This is a genomic window from Streptomyces sp. NBC_01255 (assembly GCF_036226445.1).
Taxonomy (GTDB): Bacteria; Actinomycetota; Actinomycetes; order Streptomycetales; family Streptomycetaceae; genus Streptomyces.
In genome coordinates, this window is record NZ_CP108474.1 from 6,636,382 (window position 1) to 6,651,509 (window position 15,128).

General features: G+C 72.1%; 13 protein-coding genes. 12 read left to right on the top strand and 1 reads right to left on the bottom strand.

Annotated elements, in window-relative coordinates:
- Positions 1-129 precede the first annotated feature (129 nt).
- The 6 genes from OG357_RS30020 to OG357_RS30045 all read left to right on the top strand — a co-directional run bounded on the left by OG357_RS30020 (position 130) and on the right by OG357_RS30045 (position 7,152).
- Positions 130-3,081 carry a M14 family metallopeptidase gene (locus OG357_RS30020; protein ID WP_329624113.1) on the top strand — a complete coding sequence of 984 codons (2,952 nt, stop codon included), beginning with the start codon at positions 130-132 and terminating at the stop codon, positions 3,079-3,081.
- A gap of 218 nt (positions 3,082-3,299) precedes the next feature.
- Entirely contained in the window at positions 3,300-4,310 is a 1,011-nt protein-coding gene (gene gap, locus OG357_RS30025; protein ID WP_024758017.1) for a type I glyceraldehyde-3-phosphate dehydrogenase, read from the top strand.
- A gap of 105 nt (positions 4,311-4,415) precedes the next feature.
- Positions 4,416-5,627 (top strand): phosphoglycerate kinase, encoded by a 1,212-nt coding sequence (locus OG357_RS30030; RefSeq protein ID WP_329624114.1) that lies wholly within the window; start codon positions 4,416-4,418, stop codon positions 5,625-5,627.
- Positions 5,628-5,634: 7 nt separating this feature from the next.
- Entirely contained in the window at positions 5,635-6,411 is a 777-nt protein-coding gene (gene tpiA / locus OG357_RS30035) for a triose-phosphate isomerase (RefSeq protein WP_329624115.1), read from the top strand.
- A 97-nt stretch (positions 6,412-6,508) separates the two neighbouring features.
- Positions 6,509-6,739 (top strand): preprotein translocase subunit SecG, encoded by a 231-nt coding sequence (gene secG / locus OG357_RS30040; protein WP_024758014.1) that lies wholly within the window; start codon positions 6,509-6,511, stop codon positions 6,737-6,739.
- 77 nt (positions 6,740-6,816) lie between these two features.
- The gene (locus OG357_RS30045; RefSeq protein WP_071891222.1) at positions 6,817-7,152 is read left to right on the top strand and encodes an RNA polymerase-binding protein RbpA; all 336 of its coding nucleotides are present in this window, start codon (positions 6,817-6,819) and stop codon (positions 7,150-7,152) included.
- A gap of 103 nt (positions 7,153-7,255) precedes the next feature.
- Here OG357_RS30045 and OG357_RS30050 read toward each other — a convergent pair whose 3' ends face one another.
- Positions 7,256-8,107 (bottom strand): MurR/RpiR family transcriptional regulator, encoded by an 852-nt coding sequence (locus OG357_RS30050; protein WP_329624116.1) that lies wholly within the window; start codon positions 8,105-8,107, stop codon positions 7,256-7,258.
- A gap of 80 nt (positions 8,108-8,187) precedes the next feature.
- Between OG357_RS30050 and OG357_RS30055 the strand changes: the two genes are divergently transcribed.
- From OG357_RS30055 to OG357_RS30080, 6 genes are all read left to right on the top strand, one after another.
- A complete protein-coding gene (locus tag OG357_RS30055; protein ID WP_329624117.1) occupies positions 8,188-9,138 on the top strand; it encodes an N-acetylglucosamine kinase in 951 nt (316 codons plus the stop codon).
- A gap of 62 nt (positions 9,139-9,200) precedes the next feature.
- Entirely contained in the window at positions 9,201-9,977 is a 777-nt protein-coding gene (locus tag OG357_RS30060) for an SIS domain-containing protein (RefSeq protein ID WP_329624118.1), read from the top strand.
- An 87-nt stretch (positions 9,978-10,064) separates the two neighbouring features.
- Complete coding sequence (locus OG357_RS30065; RefSeq protein WP_329624119.1) at positions 10,065-11,288, top strand: MFS transporter; 1,224 nt, start codon at positions 10,065-10,067, stop codon at positions 11,286-11,288.
- A gap of 51 nt (positions 11,289-11,339) precedes the next feature.
- Positions 11,340-12,995 (top strand): glucose-6-phosphate isomerase, encoded by a 1,656-nt coding sequence (pgi, locus tag OG357_RS30070; RefSeq protein ID WP_329625741.1) that lies wholly within the window; start codon positions 11,340-11,342, stop codon positions 12,993-12,995.
- A 4-nt stretch (positions 12,996-12,999) separates the two neighbouring features.
- The gene (locus OG357_RS30075; protein ID WP_329624120.1) at positions 13,000-13,500 is read left to right on the top strand and encodes a PH domain-containing protein; all 501 of its coding nucleotides are present in this window, start codon (positions 13,000-13,002) and stop codon (positions 13,498-13,500) included.
- A 128-nt stretch (positions 13,501-13,628) separates the two neighbouring features.
- Positions 13,629-15,119 carry a PH domain-containing protein gene (locus OG357_RS30080; RefSeq protein WP_329625742.1) on the top strand — a complete coding sequence of 497 codons (1,491 nt, stop codon included), beginning with the start codon at positions 13,629-13,631 and terminating at the stop codon, positions 15,117-15,119.
- The last annotated feature ends 9 nt before the right edge of the window (positions 15,120-15,128 follow it).

Consider the following 15,128-nt stretch of genomic DNA (forward strand, 5'->3'; position numbering starts at 1 on the left):
CGCTGCCGGTGCCTTTCTGAGGCACCGGCAGCTTTTTCGTCCACCCGCGAGGCACCCTTGACAGGCCCATGAGCGCCCATGAGCCTGGCGTCTGTTCACCTTCGTGACAGGCAATAGCAAGGGGGGCTCATGAGACGCAGAGCGAGATCGATCCTCGCCGCGGCTTCACTGCTGATCGCGGGAGTGGCGACGGCACCCGTCGCCGGAGCGCAGCCGAACGACCGGGACGGCGGCGACGCCCTCTCCGTATGGCGGGCCGAGGTCACCCAGGAGCAGGTTCCGCTGCTTCTCGAGGCCGGAGCCGACGCCCACGAGATGACCGAGCAGGTGCCCGACAAGGGCTCCGCGACGGTCGAGCTCTTCCTCACCGACCGGCAGGCCGGGCAGCTGCGCGGTCAGGGCGTCGAGCTCGCCGAGCACACCCTGACCCAGCGGGCCGAGCAGCGGGTCGCCGCCGCCGGCGACGGCGTCTTCCGGCCGTACAGCGGCCCGAACGGCCTGAAGCAGGAGCTCCTCGACACCGCCCGGGCCAACCCCGGCATCACCAAGGTCGTCTCGATCGGCAAGACCCTCAAGGGCCAGGACATCCTCGCCCTCAAGGTCAGCAAGGGCGCCACCCGGGTCAAGGACGGCTCGAAGCCCGCCACTCTGTACCTGTCCAACCAGCACGCGCGCGAGTGGATCACCCCGGAGATGAACCGGAGGCTGCTCCACCACTACCTCGCCGGCTACGGCAAGGACGAGCGGATCACCCGGATCGTCGACACCACCGAGCTGTGGTTCGTGCTCTCCGCCAATCCGGACGGCTACGACTTCACCCACGCCGACCCCGACAACCGGCAGTGGCGCAAGAACCTCCGTGACAACGACGGCGACGGGCGGATCGCGCCGGGCGACGGCGTCGACCTCAACCGCAACTTCGCCTACAAGTGGGGCTACGACAACGAGGGCTCGTCCCCCGACCCGGCCGACGAGACCTTCCGCGGCACCGGCCCCATGTCGGAGCCCGAGACCAAGGCCCTGGACGCCTTCCAGAAGCGGATCGGCTTCTCGTACGGCATCAACTACCACTCGGCCGCCCAGCTCCTGCTGTACGGCGTCGGCTGGCAGGTCGCCACCGACACCCCCGACGACGTGGCACTCAAGGCCCTCGCCGGCACCCCGCAGAACTCCGCCGTGCCCGGCTACCGGCCGCAGGTCTCCTCGGAGCTGTACATCACCAACGGCGAGGCCGACGGACACGCGGCCAACGTCAACGGGATGCAGATGTTCACCCCGGAGATGTCGACCTGCGCCACCGCCTCCCGGGTCGACCCGAACGACGCCTGGAACCCGGCCGACTGCGCCTCCGTCTTCACCTTCCCGGACGACGAGAAGCTGATCCAGGCCGAGTTCGCCAAGAACATCCCCTTCGCGCTCGCCGTCGCCGAGAGCGCGGCCCGCCCGGACCGGCCCGTCTCCCCGGTCGGCATCGAGGCCCCCGACTTCACCCCGGCCGCCTTCACCACCTCCTACGCCCGCGGCGGGGAGCAGGAGGTCGCCGTCACCGCGCGCAAGTCCCTGCGCGGCAAGACCCTGAAGTACCGGATCAACGGCGGCCGCACGCACAGCGAGGAGCTCGACGCCTGGAAGGGCGGCGAGACCTACGGCGGCGAGGACAACCTCTACTTCGACGAGTACCGCGCCGAGGTCGAGGACGCCCGGCCCGGCGACTCCGTCGAGGTCTGGTTCACCGCCCGCACCCGGGAGGGCCGGACCACCGCCTCCGCCCCCTTCACCTACAAGGTGGCCGAGCGCCCGCGCGGCGACGTGCTCGTCCTCGCCGACGAGGGCGGCACCACCGCGGCACGGCACACCGCCGCGTACGTGAAGGCGCTCGCCGCCAACGGCCGCTCCGCCGCCGTCTGGGACGTCGCCACCCAGGGCACTCCTGACGCCCTCGGCGTGCTCTCCCACTTCCGTACCGTCGTCTGGTACACCGGCGCCGAGCAGCCCTCCGGGCCCACCCAGCTCGCGGTCCGCGCCTACCTCAACGAGGGCGGCAAGCTGATCAACGCCGGCGAGAAGTCCGGCGGACTCACCCAGGTCGGCCGGGCCGAGACCAACGACTTCGCCCAGTACTACCTCGGCGCCTACCACCGCGCGGGCCTCGGACAGCCGCCCGCCTTCGCCGGCACCGGCGCCTTCGCGGGCGTCGGCGCGAGCCTCGGCGGCGCCGCCGACAACCCGCTGGACAACGCCGGCGCGTACACCGTCACCTCGGACACCCTGAAGCCGAAGGAGTTCCCGCAGTTCGCGAGCAGCGCCTCCGCCGGTGACTACCCGGGCATCCGCACCCCCTTCGAGCCCGCAGAGGGCGCGACCTTCGCGGCCGTCAAGCACTCCGACGGCACCTGGGCCCGGCTCAGCAGGACCGTCGACCTCACCGGCGTCGCCGCCGCGGCCGCGCCGCGCCTCGACTTCCAGGTCAGCTACGACACCGAGCCCGGCTACGACAACCTCGTCGTGGAGGCCCACACCGTCGGCCAGGACGACTGGACCACGCTGCCCGACGCCAACGGCGGCACGTCCACCGCGCCCCCGGCCGACTGCGGCGAGGGCTACTACGTCCAGGACCACCCCTTCCTCGCCCGCTACCTCACCGTCGGCGAGGACGGCTGCGCGGCCACCGGCACCACCGGCTCCTGGAACGCCTTCACCGGCCCCTCCAACGGCTGGCGGCAGGCGTCCGTCGACCTGAGCGCCTGGGCGGGCAAGCAGGTCGAGCTCTCGATCTCGTACGTCTCCGACCCCGGTACCGGAGAGACCGGCGCCTTCGTCGACGACACCCGGCTCGTCACCGGCACCACCACGGTGGCGGAGGGCTTCGAGACCGGCCTCGGCGCCTGGTCCGTACCGGGCGCACCGGCCGGCAGCCCCGGCAACGGCACGGACTGGACGCGCTCCGCGGCGCTCTTCCACTCCCAGGCCGCGGTCACCACGCGTGACACCGTCCTCCTCGGCTACGGCCTGGAGCACGTGCCGGGTGCGACCGACCGGGGACGGCTCCTGGGCCGCGCCCTCGCGGTGCTCCGGCGCTGACGGAGAGTAGTGGGGACAAAGGTCCCATGACGGCCCGTACCCGTTGGTAGGTACGGGCCGTCGGCCTTGTTCCCTCACTTTCCGGGCACGCGCGGATGCGGTCGATGTCACTCCGCGGCCCCCGGAGAGGTAGGGTCGTAAGCGGTCGGGGACATCCCTAAAAACAAAAATCTCGCCGGCGTCGAGCACACCGGCGTACCTAACGAGGAGATCGGTTCGTGACGATCCGCGTAGGCATCAACGGCTTTGGCCGCATCGGCCGGAACTACTTCCGCGCGCTCCTTGATCAGGGTGCTGACATCGAGATCGTGGCCGTCAACGACCTGGGTGACACCGCGACCACCGCGCACCTTCTGAAGTACGACACCATCCTGGGACGCCTCAAGGCCGAGGTCACCCACACCGCCGACACCATCACCGTCGACGGCCGCACCATCAAGGTGCTCTCCGAGCGCAACCCGGCCGACATCCCGTGGGGCGAGCTGGGCGTCGACATCGTCATCGAGTCGACCGGCATCTTCACCAAGAAGGCCGACGCCGAGAAGCACATCGCCGGTGGCGCCAAGAAGGTCCTCATCTCGGCTCCGGCCAGCGACGAGGACATCACGATCGTCATGGGCGTCAACCAGGACAAGTACGACGCGGCCAAGCACCACGTCATCTCGAACGCGTCCTGCACCACCAACTGTGTCGCGCCGATGGCGAAGGTTCTCGACGAGAACTTCGGCATCGTCAAGGGCCTGATGACCACGGTCCACGCGTACACCAACGACCAGCGCATCCTGGACTTCCCGCACAAGGACCTGCGCCGCGCCCGCGCCGCCGCGGAGAACATCATCCCGACCACGACCGGTGCCGCCAAGGCCACCGCCCTGGTCCTCCCGCAGCTCAAGGGCAAGCTCGACGGCATCGCGATGCGCGTCCCGGTCCCGACCGGTTCCGCCACCGACCTGGTCGTCACCCTGGACCGCGAGGTCACCAAGGACGAGGTCAACGCCGCGTTCAAGAAGGCCGCCGACGACGGCGACCTCAAGGGCATCCTGTACTACACCGAGGACCCGATCGTGTCCTCGGACATCGTGAGCGACCCGGCCTCCTGCACCTTCGACGCCTCCCTGACGATGGTCCAGGACGGCAACACGGTGAAGATCCTGGGTTGGTACGACAACGAGTGGGGTTACTCCAACCGTCTCGTCGACCTCACCGTCTTCGTCGGCGGCCAGCTCTAAACTTCAGGGCAGGCTTTCGATGTGAGCAGGGCTCGGGCAGCGCAACGCCGCGCTGTACGAGCCCTGTCTCGTGTGCTCCACCGCGTACCAAGGAGTCTGTGACAGATGAAGACGATCGACGAGCTTCTCGCCGAAGGCGTCTCCGGCAAGCGGGTGTTCGTCCGCGCCGACCTCAACGTGCCCCTCGACGGCACGACCATCACCGACGACGGCCGCATCCGCGCCGTCGTCCCCACGGTGAAGGCGCTCGCCGACGCGGGTGCCCGCGTCGTGGTCGCCTCGCACCTGGGCCGCCCGAAGGGCGCCCCGGACCCGGCGTTCTCCCTCGCCCCGGCCGCCGCTCGCCTCGGCGAGCTGCTCGGTGCCGAGGTGGCCTTCGCGACCGACACCGTCGGCGAGTCCGCCACCGCGACCGTCGGCGGCCTCGCCGACGGTCAGGTCGCCGTGATCGAGAACCTCCGGTTCAACGCCGGCGAGACCTCGAAGGACGACGCCGAGCGCGGCGCCTTCGCGGACCGGCTGGCCGCGCTGGCCGACGTGTACGTCGGCGACGGCTTCGGCGCCGTGCACCGCAAGCACGCCTCGGTCTTCGACCTGCCGGCGCGCCTCCCGCACGCCGCGGGCTACCTCATCGCCACCGAGGTCGGCGTCCTGAAGAAGCTCACGGACGACGTCCGGCGGCCGTACGTGGTCGCGCTCGGCGGCGCCAAGGTCTCCGACAAGCTCGGGGTCATCGACCACCTCCTGGAGAAGGCCGACCGCATCCTCATCGGCGGCGGCATGGCGTACACCTTCCTCAAGGCCCAGGGCCACGAGGTCGGCATCTCGCTGCTCCAGAAGGACCAGATCCCGGCGGTCCTGGAGTACCTGGAGCGCGCCAAGGCCCGCGGGGTGGAGTTCGTGCTCCCCGTCGACGTCCTGGTCTCGGCCGAGTTCCCGGACCTCAAGACCAAGGCCCCGGCCAACCCGACCACGGTCGCCGCGGACGCCATCCCGGCGGACGAGGAGGGCCTGGACATCGGTCCGGAGACCCGTAAGCTCTACGCCTCGAAGCTCGCCGACGCGGGAACCGTCTTCTGGAACGGTCCGATGGGCGTCTTCGAGCACCCCGACTACGCCGAGGGCACCAAGGCCGTCGCCCAGGCGCTCGTCGACTCCCCGGCGTTCACGGTGGTCGGTGGTGGCGACTCCGCCGCCGCCGTCCGCATCCTGGGCTTCGACGAGAAGGCATTCGGCCACATTTCGACCGGCGGCGGCGCCTCCCTCGAGTACCTCGAGGGCAAGACGCTTCCCGGCCTCGCCGCACTGGAGGACTGACCCCTAAATGAGCACTCGCACTCCGCTGATGGCGGGCAACTGGAAGATGAACCTCAACCACCTTGAGGCCATCGCCCACGTCCAGAAGCTCGCCTTCGCCCTGACCGACAAGGACTACGACGCCTGTGAGGTCGCCGTCCTGGTCCCCTTCACCGACCTGCGGTCCGTCCAGACCCTGATCGACGGCGACAAGCTCAAGATCAAGTACGGCGCCCAGGACCTCTCGGCGCACGACTCCGGTGCCTACACCGGTGAGATCTCGGGCGCGATGCTGGCGAAGTTCAACTGCGCCTACGTGGCCGTCGGCCACTCCGAGCGCCGCCAGTACCACGCCGAGAACGACGAGGTCTGCAACGCGAAGGTGAAGGCCGCCTTCAAGCACGGCGTGACCCCGATCCTCTGCGTCGGCGAGGGCCTGGACATCCGCAAGGCCGGTCAGCAGGTCGAGTACACCCTCGCCCAGCTCGACGGCGGTCTGAAGGACGTCCCGGCCGAGCAGGCCGAGACCATCGTGATCGCGTACGAGCCGGTGTGGGCCATCGGCACCGGCGAGGTCGCCACCCCCGAGGACGCGCAGGAGGTCTGCGGGGCGATCCGCGGCCGTCTCGCGGAGCTGTACTCGCAGGAGCTGGCCGACAAGGTCCGCATCCAGTACGGCGGCTCGGTCAAGGCCGGCAACGTGGCCGCGATCATGGCGCAGCCGGACGTCGACGGCGCCCTGGTGGGCGGTGCGGCGCTGGACGCCGAGGAGTTCGTCAAGATCGCGCGCTTCCGCGACCAGTGAGTATGCGGTAGCGGAGTTACGTCGTACCCTAGCGGGGGTCGGGCAGGTGCCCGGCCCCCGTCCGTATAAGTCCGAGGAAGTTGGTCCAGCCGTGGTTATGGGGTTCTCGATCGCCCTGCTCGTCTTCAGCGGGCTGCTGATGCTGCTCGTACTGATGCACAAGGGAAAGGGCGGCGGTCTCTCCGACATGTTCGGTGGCGGCATGCAGTCGTCCGTCGGCGGCTCCTCGGTCGCCGAGCGCAACCTGGACCGGATCACGGTTGTGGTCGGTCTGCTCTGGTTCGCCTGCATTGTGGTACTTGGTCTGCTGATGAAGTTGGACGGGTAACTCCAATCACTGGACGCGCGTTGGGCCTTACGTAGACTGGGGCATCTTCGAGCACCATCACGCAGGGAGTTACGACCGTGGCAAGTGGCAACGCGATCCGGGGAAGCCGGGTCGGAGCGGGGCCGATGGGCGAGGCCGAGCGGGGCGAATCGGCGCCGCGCGCCCGCATCTCCTTCTGGTGCTCGAACGGGCACGAGACGCAGCCGAGCTTCGCCAGCGACGCGGCGATCCCGGAGACCTGGGACTGCCCCCGCTGCGGCTTTCCGGCAGGTCAGGACCGGGACAACCCGCCGGACCCGCCGCGCACGGAGCCGTACAAGACCCATCTCGCCTATGTGCGGGAGCGGCGCAGCGACGCGGACGGCGAGGCGATCCTCGCCGAGGCGCTGGCCAAGCTGCGCGGCGAGATCTAAGCGTGGTGTGACGATGTGACGAACGGGCCTTGCCTGCGAACTCTGTTCGCGGGCAAGGCCCGTTCGCCGTCTCCCGTCGGTTCCTTCGCCGCGCTTCAGCGCTTCAGCGGTGGCCGTCGGCGATGTGCGCGGTGAGCGCCAGGGACGCCGTCGCCCTGCCGTACGTCAGCTGTGCCACGCGCGCGTAGAGGCAGTCCACGATCAGCAGGACCGAGTGGCGCGTGCCGAAGCCGCCGCGGCGGAAGCCGGTCTCGGCGGAGGTCGAGCCGAGGTGGACGCCGGCCGCGCGGGCGACGGGGGAGCGGGGATCGCCGGTGACCGCGATCGTGGCCGCGCCGCGCTCGGCGGCGAGCCGCAGCGGGCCGAGGACCTCCCGGGTGGCGCCCGAGTGGGAGAAGGCGACGACCGCGTCGGCGGGGGTCAGCAGGGCCGCCGAGGTCTCCGCCGCGTGCACCTCGGTCCGGGCGCGGGCGTCGCAGCCGATGCCGAAGAGCCGGGCCTCGGCCTCCAGGGCGATCACGCCGGAGCCGCCGACCCCGTAGACGTCGATCCGGCGGGCCGCGGCGAGCGTCCGGGCGGCCCGGTCCAGGGCGTCGAGGTCGAGGCTCTCCACGGTCCTGCGCAGCGCCTGGAGGTCGGCCCGCGCGACGACGGAGACGAGCCGGTCGAGCGGGTCGTCGGGGCCGATGTCCGGGCCGAGCGGGCGGGGTTCCGGCTCCTCGGAGCCCACCTGGCCCTGCTCCTTGGCGAGTTCGTACTGCAGGTCCCGGTAGGACGCGAGGCCCAGGGCCTGGCAGAAGCGGGTGACGGTGGCCTGGGACGTCCCGGTCCGCTGCCCCACCTCGGAGGCGGACGACTTCGGGACGTAGTGCGGGCGCTCCAGGACCCAGACGCCGACCTTGCGCAAGGAGCCGGACAGCCTGGGCAGTTCGGAGCGGATCTGTGCGGTGATCATGCGGGCGCGCCTTCGGTCCGTCGTGTCGTTGCGTGGCGGGTCTTGTCGTGCGGTGAATCTATCAACCACCATGCGGGCTGATGAGCGAATCCAGGATTCATGCGGACCGCCCATGGGTGGTCGGGATCGACGCGGGCGGCACGCGGATCAGGGCGCGGCTCGCGGACGCGGCGGGCGGTCCGGTCCTCGGTGAGGGCGCGGGCGGTCCGGGCAACGCGCTGAGCGTCGCGCCCGCGGCGCTGGCCCGTCACCTCACGGACGCCCTGCGGGAGGCGCTGCCCGAGGGCGCGGGGCGGCGCGTCCGGGCCGTCGTGGCCGGTTTCGCCGGCGGGGGAGAGGGTGCGGGGCGGGGGCGGGCCGAGACGGCGCTCGGCCGGGCCCTCGACGCGGTGGGGGCGGCGCCTGGCGCGGTCGAGGTGTACGGGGACGCGGAGGTCGCCTTCGCGGCCGGACCGGGCGCCCCGGCCGACGGGCTCGTCCTGATCGCCGGGACGGGCGCCGCCGCCGCGCGCGTGGAGCGGCGCCGTGCCGTCCGGGTCGCGGACGGCGACGGCTGGCTCCTCGGGGACGCGGGCAGCGGCTTCTGGCTCGGCCGGGAGGCGGTGCGGGCGGTGCTGCGCGCCCTGGACGGCCGCGGGCCGCGGACCGCGCTCGCCGGGCCGGTGGGCGAGGTGTGCGGCGGGCCCGGCAAGGAGGACGTCGTGCGGTACGCGTACGAGGCGCATCCGGTCCGGCTCGCGGCGCTGAGCCCGCTCGTGGTCGGCGCGGCGGCGGCCGGGGACGGCCCGGCGCTGGAGCTCCTCGACCGGGCGGGGGCCGAGCTGTGCGCCACGGTCCGGGCGTTGGATCCGCGGCCCGGTGAGCCGCTGGTGGTCACGGGCGGCCTCGTCGGCCCGGGCGGCCCGCTGCTCGGCCGGCTCGCGGAGGGAGTACGGGAGTGGGGCCTCGTCCCCGTGCCCGTACCGGACGGGGTGGCGGGCGCGGTGGCACTCGCCCGCCTGGCCGGGTCCCTTGACGGCGCGTCACCCTGACTGGTTCATTGATTCATGTAGCTCAGAAGATATGGGTTCACTGAACCAGTGGAGGCCTCGTCATGTCCGCCGCCCTGCCTCGACCCGACCTCGGCGCCGACCGGTTCGCCGACCACGCCCGCGGCGCCGTCGACCGCGCCGTCGCCGCCAACAAGGACACCGTCCCCCTCGCCGCCCGGCTCCTCGCCGACTGCGTCGCCGCCGACGGGGTGATCCACGCCTTCGGAACCGGCCACTCCCAGGCCGCCGCCCTGGAGATCGCGGGCCGGGCCGGGGGCCTCGTCCCCACCAGCCGGATCTCCCTCGCCGACCTCGTCCTGCGCGGCGGCGAGGACCCCGCCGTCCTCGCCGACCCCCTCCTCGAACGCTCCCCGGGCCTCGCCGACCGGCTCTACGCCCTCGCCGGCCCCCGCCCGCAGGACCTGTTCGTCATCATCTCCAACTCCGGCGTCAACAACGCGATCGTCGACCTCGCCCTCAAGGTCACCGCGGCCGGACACCGGCTCGTCGCCCTCACCTCGCTCGAACACACCCACGCCGTCCCCGCCCTCCACCCGAGCGGCAGGCGGCTCGCCGACCTCGCCGACGCCGTCCTCGACAACTGCGCCCCCACCGGCGACGCCGTCCTCCCGCTCCCCGGCGGCGGCGGACTGTGCGGGATCTCCACCCTCACCTCCTCGCTCCTCGTCCAGATGACCGTCGCCGAAGCCGTCGCCCTGCTCCTCGCCGAGGGCCACGAACCGCCCGTGTACGTCTCCGCCAACATCCCCGGCGGCCACGAACGCAACGCGCTCCTCGAAGCCCGCTACGAGGGCCGGCTGCACCGCGGCGGGTACTGAGCGGCACTGAGCGTGCACTGAACCGGCGTTGTCAGTGGCGTCCCATACGGTCGGTCGGGCAGGGGATCACGGACGCAGGGGGGCGCCATGACGGCGACGGAAGCAGTGGCGGCAAGCGCCGTACCCGACTGGCGAGGCGGCTTCGGACGGTTGTGGACGGCCGCGATCGTCTCCCGGTTCGGCGACTCGCTGCGCACCGCCGCCCTGCCCCTGCTCGCCGCCTCGCTCACCGACGACCCCCTCCTCATCGCCTCCGTCACCGCCTGCGGCTTCCTGCCCTGGCTGCTCTTCGGACTCCTCGGCGGAGCCATCGCGGACCGGGTCGACCAGCGGCGGGCCATGTGGGCGGTCGACCTCGTCCGCGGCGCGCTCATGGCCGCGTTCGCCGTGGCCGTCGCGCTCGGACACGCCACGGTCGCCCTGCTGCTCGTCCTCGCCTTCGCCCTCACGACCTTGCAGACCCTCTTCGACAACGCCGCCACGGCCCTGCTCCCCGCCCTCGTCCCCACCGAGGCCCTGGCCGCGGCCAACGCCCGCCTGATGACCGGTCAGCAGTTCGCGGGCGGCCTCCTCGCCGCGCCCCTGGTGCCCGCCCTGCTCCTCGCCGGGGACGCCGTGCCGTACGTGGCCGACGCCGCCACCTACGTCCTCGCCGCGCTCCTCATCGCCTCCCTGCGGACCGGGGCACCCGAGCGGCCTCCCCGCCCGGCCGGGTCCACCCTCCGCAAGGAGATGGCCGAAGGGCTCGCCACGCTCCGCCGGGACCGGCCCCTGCGATGGCTCTGCACGGCCACCACCCTCTGCAACATCGGCATGGGCGCCCTCATCGCCACCCTCGTCGTCCACGTGACGGACGGGCGCCAGGCCGGAAACGCCGGAAACGCCGCATACGCGGCCACCATCACCGCCTACGCGGTCGGCGGCGTCGCCGGCGGCCTCCTCGCCCGCCGCATCGCCGAGCGGACCGGACGCATACGCGCCGTCGCCCTCGCCGGGACGGTCCAGACGGCCTGCCTGGTCCTGATGGGCGCCGTCCCCGCCCTCGCGGTATCGATCGCGGCCATGGCGGTGTTCGGTCTCATGGGGACGGTGTGGAACGTCAACCAGACGACCCTCATGCAGGAGCGCGCCCCCGACGGGATGCTCGGCCGCATCTCCGCGGCCTTCCGCACCCTCGCCGTCGCGGGCGCTCCGCTCGGGGCCCTCCTCGGCGGCGCCGCGGCCGCCGGCTGGGGACCGCACACACCCGCCCTCCTCGCGGCGGCACTGTTCGCGCTCGCCGTAGCGTCGTTGGCTCCCCTGATCAATTAGGTTGGAGGGGCAGCGGGGCAGACATACGAGAAGAAGTGGGCGATGTCCGAGATGAACAACGAAGGCCGCACCAGGCTGAACCGGCTGCCCGAGTGGGCGGCCCTCGGCAAGCACCGTGAGCAGCTGGGCGAGACCCATCTGCGCGAGCTCTTCGCCGCGGACCCGGCGCGCGGCACCGGCCACACCCTGCGGGTCGGCGACCTCTATCTGGACTACTCCAAGCACCTCGTCACCGACGAGACGCTGACCCTGCTGCGCGAACTCGCCGCCGCCACCGGCGTGGCCGAGCTGCGCGACGCCATGTTCCGCGGCGAGAAGATCAACACCACCGAGGACCGCGCGGTCCTCCACACCGCGCTGCGCGCCCCGCGCGAGGCCGTGATCGAGGTCGACGGGGAGAACGTCGTCCCCGGCGTCCACGCCGTCCTCGACAAGATGGGCGCCTTCGCCGACAAGGTCCGCGCGGGCGAGTGGACCGGCCACACCGGCAAGCCGGTCAAGAACATCGTGAACATCGGCATCGGCGGCTCCGACCTCGGCCCCGCCATGGCCTACGAGGTCCTGCGCTCCTTCACCCAGCGGGACCTGACGCTCCGTTTCGTCTCCAACGTGGACGGCGCCGACCTCCACGAGGCCGTCCGCGACCTCGACCCGGCCGAGACCCTCTTCATCGTCGCCTCGAAGACCTTCACCACCATCGAGACGATCACCAACGCCACCTCCGCCCGCAACTGGCTCCTCACCGGCCTGCGCGCCGACCAGGAGGCCGTCGCCAAGCACTTCGTGGCCCTCTCGACCAACGCCGAGAAGGTCGCCGAGTTCGGCATCGACACCGCGAACATGTTCGAGTTCTGGGACTGGGTCGGCGGCCGCTACTCCTACGACTCCGCCATCGGCCTCTCCCTGATGATCGCCATCGGCCCGGACCGCTTCCGCGAGATGCTCGACGGCTTCCACCTCGTCGACGAGCACTTCCGCACCGCCCCGCCCGAGGAGAACGCGCCGCTGCTGCTCGGCCTCCTCGGCGTCTGGTACGGCGCGTTCTTCGACGCCCAGTCGCACGCCGTCCTGCCGTACTCCCACTACCTGTCCAAGTTCACCGCCTACCTCCAGCAGCTCGACATGGAGTCCAACGGCAAGTCGGTGGACCGCGAGGGCAACCCGGTCGACTGGCAGACCGGACCCGTCGTCTGGGGCACCCCCGGCACCAACGGGCAGCACGCCTACTACCAGTTGATCCACCAGGGCACCAAGGTCATCCCGGCCGACTTCATCGGCTTCGCCCGTCCCGTCGACGACCTGCTCCCCGGCCTCGTCGCCCAGCACGACCTGTTGATGGCCAACTTCTTCGCCCAGACCCAGGCGCTCGCCTTCGGCAAGACGCCCGAGGAGGTACGGGCCGAAGGGGTCGCCGAGGAGCTCGTCCCGCACAAGACCTTCCAGGGCAACCACCCGACCACCACGATCCTGGCCGACGCGCTCACCCCGTCCGTCCTCGGCCAGCTGATCGCGCTCTACGAGCACAAGGTCTTCGTCCAGGGCGCGATCTGGAACATCGACTCCTTCGACCAGTGGGGCGTCGAACTCGGCAAGGTCCTCGCCAAGAAGATCGAACCGGTCCTGACCGACGGCGAGGGCGGCGAGCAGCTCGACAGCTCGACCGCCGGGCTCGTCTCGGCCTACCGCGCGCTGCGCGACCGGGGCTGATCGCATGACGGGGGAGAACGCGGTGCGGCTGCGGCCGCCCAGGAACGCCGTGGACGAGCGGGCCGTCGCCTGGTGGCGGAGCCGGCTCCTGGTGACCACCGCCGTGCCGGTGGTGATCCTCGCCGTCCTCGGCGCGCTCATCGGGCCCGCCCGGTTCTGGCTGCTGCTCGCGGCCGGGGCCGTCGCGGCCCTCGGCCTCGGCTGCGCCGCGTTCTTCCCCGCCTGGTGGTTCCGGGTGCACCGCTGGGAGGTCACCGACGAGGCCGTCTACGTCCGCACCGGGGCCCTCTGGCAGGAGTGGCGGATCGCCCCGATGTCCCGGATCCAGACGGTCGACACCGTACGAGGCCCGCTGGAGCAGCTCTTCCGGCTCGGCACCGTCACGGTGACGACCGCCTCCTCGAAGGGCGCCCTGCGGATCGAGGGCCTCGACCACGAGCTCGCCGCCGAGCTCGGCGAACGGCTCACGGCCCTCACCCAGGCCACCCCCGGGGACGCCACATGAACGAGGCCGGACCCGGCGAGGACCTGCGCGACGGCGGCATAGGCGACGCCGACGGGCCGCGCGGGAAGGGCCCCGGCGAGGGCCCGGGCGACGGCCCCGGCGAGGTGTGGCGGCGCCTCGACCGGCGCATGCTCCTGGCCACCGCCGCCGTCCTGTGCGGTGTGGCCGGCGGCGCCGGCCTGCCCACGACCCTCGGCCTCGCCGGATCCAGGCCACTGTGGCAGGCCCTCTCCTGGGTCCTCGCCGGAGCCTTCCTCCTCGTCCTCGGCGGCACCCTCGTCGACTACGTCCGCTTGCGCCGTACCCGCTACCGCATCGGTCCCGAGCGGGTCGAACTCCACACCGGGCTCCTGCTGATCAAACGCCGCTCCCTGGCCCGCGAGCGCATCCGCAGCGTCGACCTCACCGCCAACCCCCTCCAGCGGGTCCTCGGCCTCGTCAAGGTCCGCATCGGCACCGGTGAGAGCACCGGCGGCAGCGAGTCCACGCTCGAACTCGACCTGGTCACCCGCGCCGAGGGCGAGCTCCTCCGCCACGAGCTCCTTGCCCGCGCCGCCACCGACCCCGCCGGCCTGCCCGACGACGGTGCCCTCGCCACCGTCGACCCGCGCTGGATCCGCTACGCCCCGGTCTCCTTCCTCGCCCCGGCCCTCGGCGGCGCGGCGGCCGGATCCGTCATGCAGGTCAGCGAGTGGTTCGGCGCCCAGGCCGAGGTCATCGACTGGATAGGGGACCGCTTCCGGGACGTCTCCCTCACCTGGATGCTCGTCGACCTGGTCCTCATCGCCACCGTCGTTGGAGCCGTCGGTGCCCTCGGGCTCTGGGTCGAGATGTGGTGGAACTACCGCCTGGAGCGCGAGCCCGGCGGCACCCTGCGCGTCCGCCGCGGGCTCCTCACCGCACGCTCGGTCTCCATCGAGGAGCGCCGGCTGCGCGGGATCGAGGTCGTCGAGCCGCTCGGGGTGCGCCTGTGCGGGGCCGCCCGCGTCGACGCCGTCGCCACCGGCCTCGCCAAGGACGACGGGGACAAGCACACCGACCTCAAGACCCTGCTGCCCGCCGTACCCCGGGAGCTCGCCGACCGGGTCGCCGCCCAGGTCCTGCGCGAGCCGGAGCCGCCCACCGGGACGCCGCTCGCCGCCCACCCCCGCGCCGCCCGCACCCGCCGGCTGCGCTGGGCCCTGTGGACCGTAGCGGCCCCGGTCGCCCTCCTCGTCGGCCTCGGGCTCCTCCTCACCCCGGTCCTGCTGTACGTGGCGGCGGGCTGCGCTGTCGTCCTCACCCCGCTCGCCGTGCTCCTCGCCCTCGACGCGTACCGCAGTCTCGGACACGGCGTCAGCGGCGACTATCTGGTGGCCCGTTCGGGCACGGTCCGGCGCGCCACGGTCGCCCTGCAGCGCTCCGGCGTCATCGGCTGGACCGTCAAGCAGTCGTACTTCCAGCGCCGCGCGGGCCTCCTCACCCTGACCGCGACGACAGCTGCCGGCGAGGGCGCGTACGACATCTACGACGCGGGCGAGAGCCAGGGCCTGACCTTCGCCGCCGAGGCCGTACCGGACCTCCTCGCGCCCTTCATCGAGCCCGTACCGACGCCGGAGGCCCGGTCCACCGAGCAGTGAACCGGGCCT

What these genes read in the sequence shown, in the direction of transcription:
- OG357_RS30075 (WP_329624120.1), top strand. Translation starts at nt 13,000, where the DNA reads ATGACGGGGGAGAACGCGGTGCGGCTGCGGCCGCCCAGGAACGCCGTG.
- OG357_RS30060 (WP_329624118.1), top strand. Translation starts at nt 9,201, where the DNA reads ATGTCCGCCGCCCTGCCTCGACCCGACCTCGGCGCCGACCGGTTCGCC.
- OG357_RS30050 (WP_329624116.1), bottom strand. Translation starts at nt 8,107, where the DNA reads ATGATCACCGCACAGATCCGCTCCGAACTGCCCAGGCTGTCCGGCTCC.
- OG357_RS30055 (WP_329624117.1), top strand. Translation starts at nt 8,188, where the DNA reads ATGAGCGAATCCAGGATTCATGCGGACCGCCCATGGGTGGTCGGGATC.
- tpiA (WP_329624115.1), top strand. Translation starts at nt 5,635, where the DNA reads ATGAGCACTCGCACTCCGCTGATGGCGGGCAACTGGAAGATGAACCTC.
- OG357_RS30030 (WP_329624114.1), top strand. Translation starts at nt 4,416, where the DNA reads ATGAAGACGATCGACGAGCTTCTCGCCGAAGGCGTCTCCGGCAAGCGG.
- OG357_RS30020 (WP_329624113.1), top strand. Translation starts at nt 130, where the DNA reads ATGAGACGCAGAGCGAGATCGATCCTCGCCGCGGCTTCACTGCTGATC.
- pgi (WP_329625741.1), top strand. Translation starts at nt 11,340, where the DNA reads ATGAACAACGAAGGCCGCACCAGGCTGAACCGGCTGCCCGAGTGGGCG.
- secG (WP_024758014.1), top strand. Translation starts at nt 6,509, where the DNA reads ATGGGGTTCTCGATCGCCCTGCTCGTCTTCAGCGGGCTGCTGATGCTG.
- OG357_RS30065 (WP_329624119.1), top strand. Translation starts at nt 10,065, where the DNA reads ATGACGGCGACGGAAGCAGTGGCGGCAAGCGCCGTACCCGACTGGCGA.
- OG357_RS30080 (WP_329625742.1), top strand. Translation starts at nt 13,629, where the DNA reads ATGCTCCTGGCCACCGCCGCCGTCCTGTGCGGTGTGGCCGGCGGCGCC.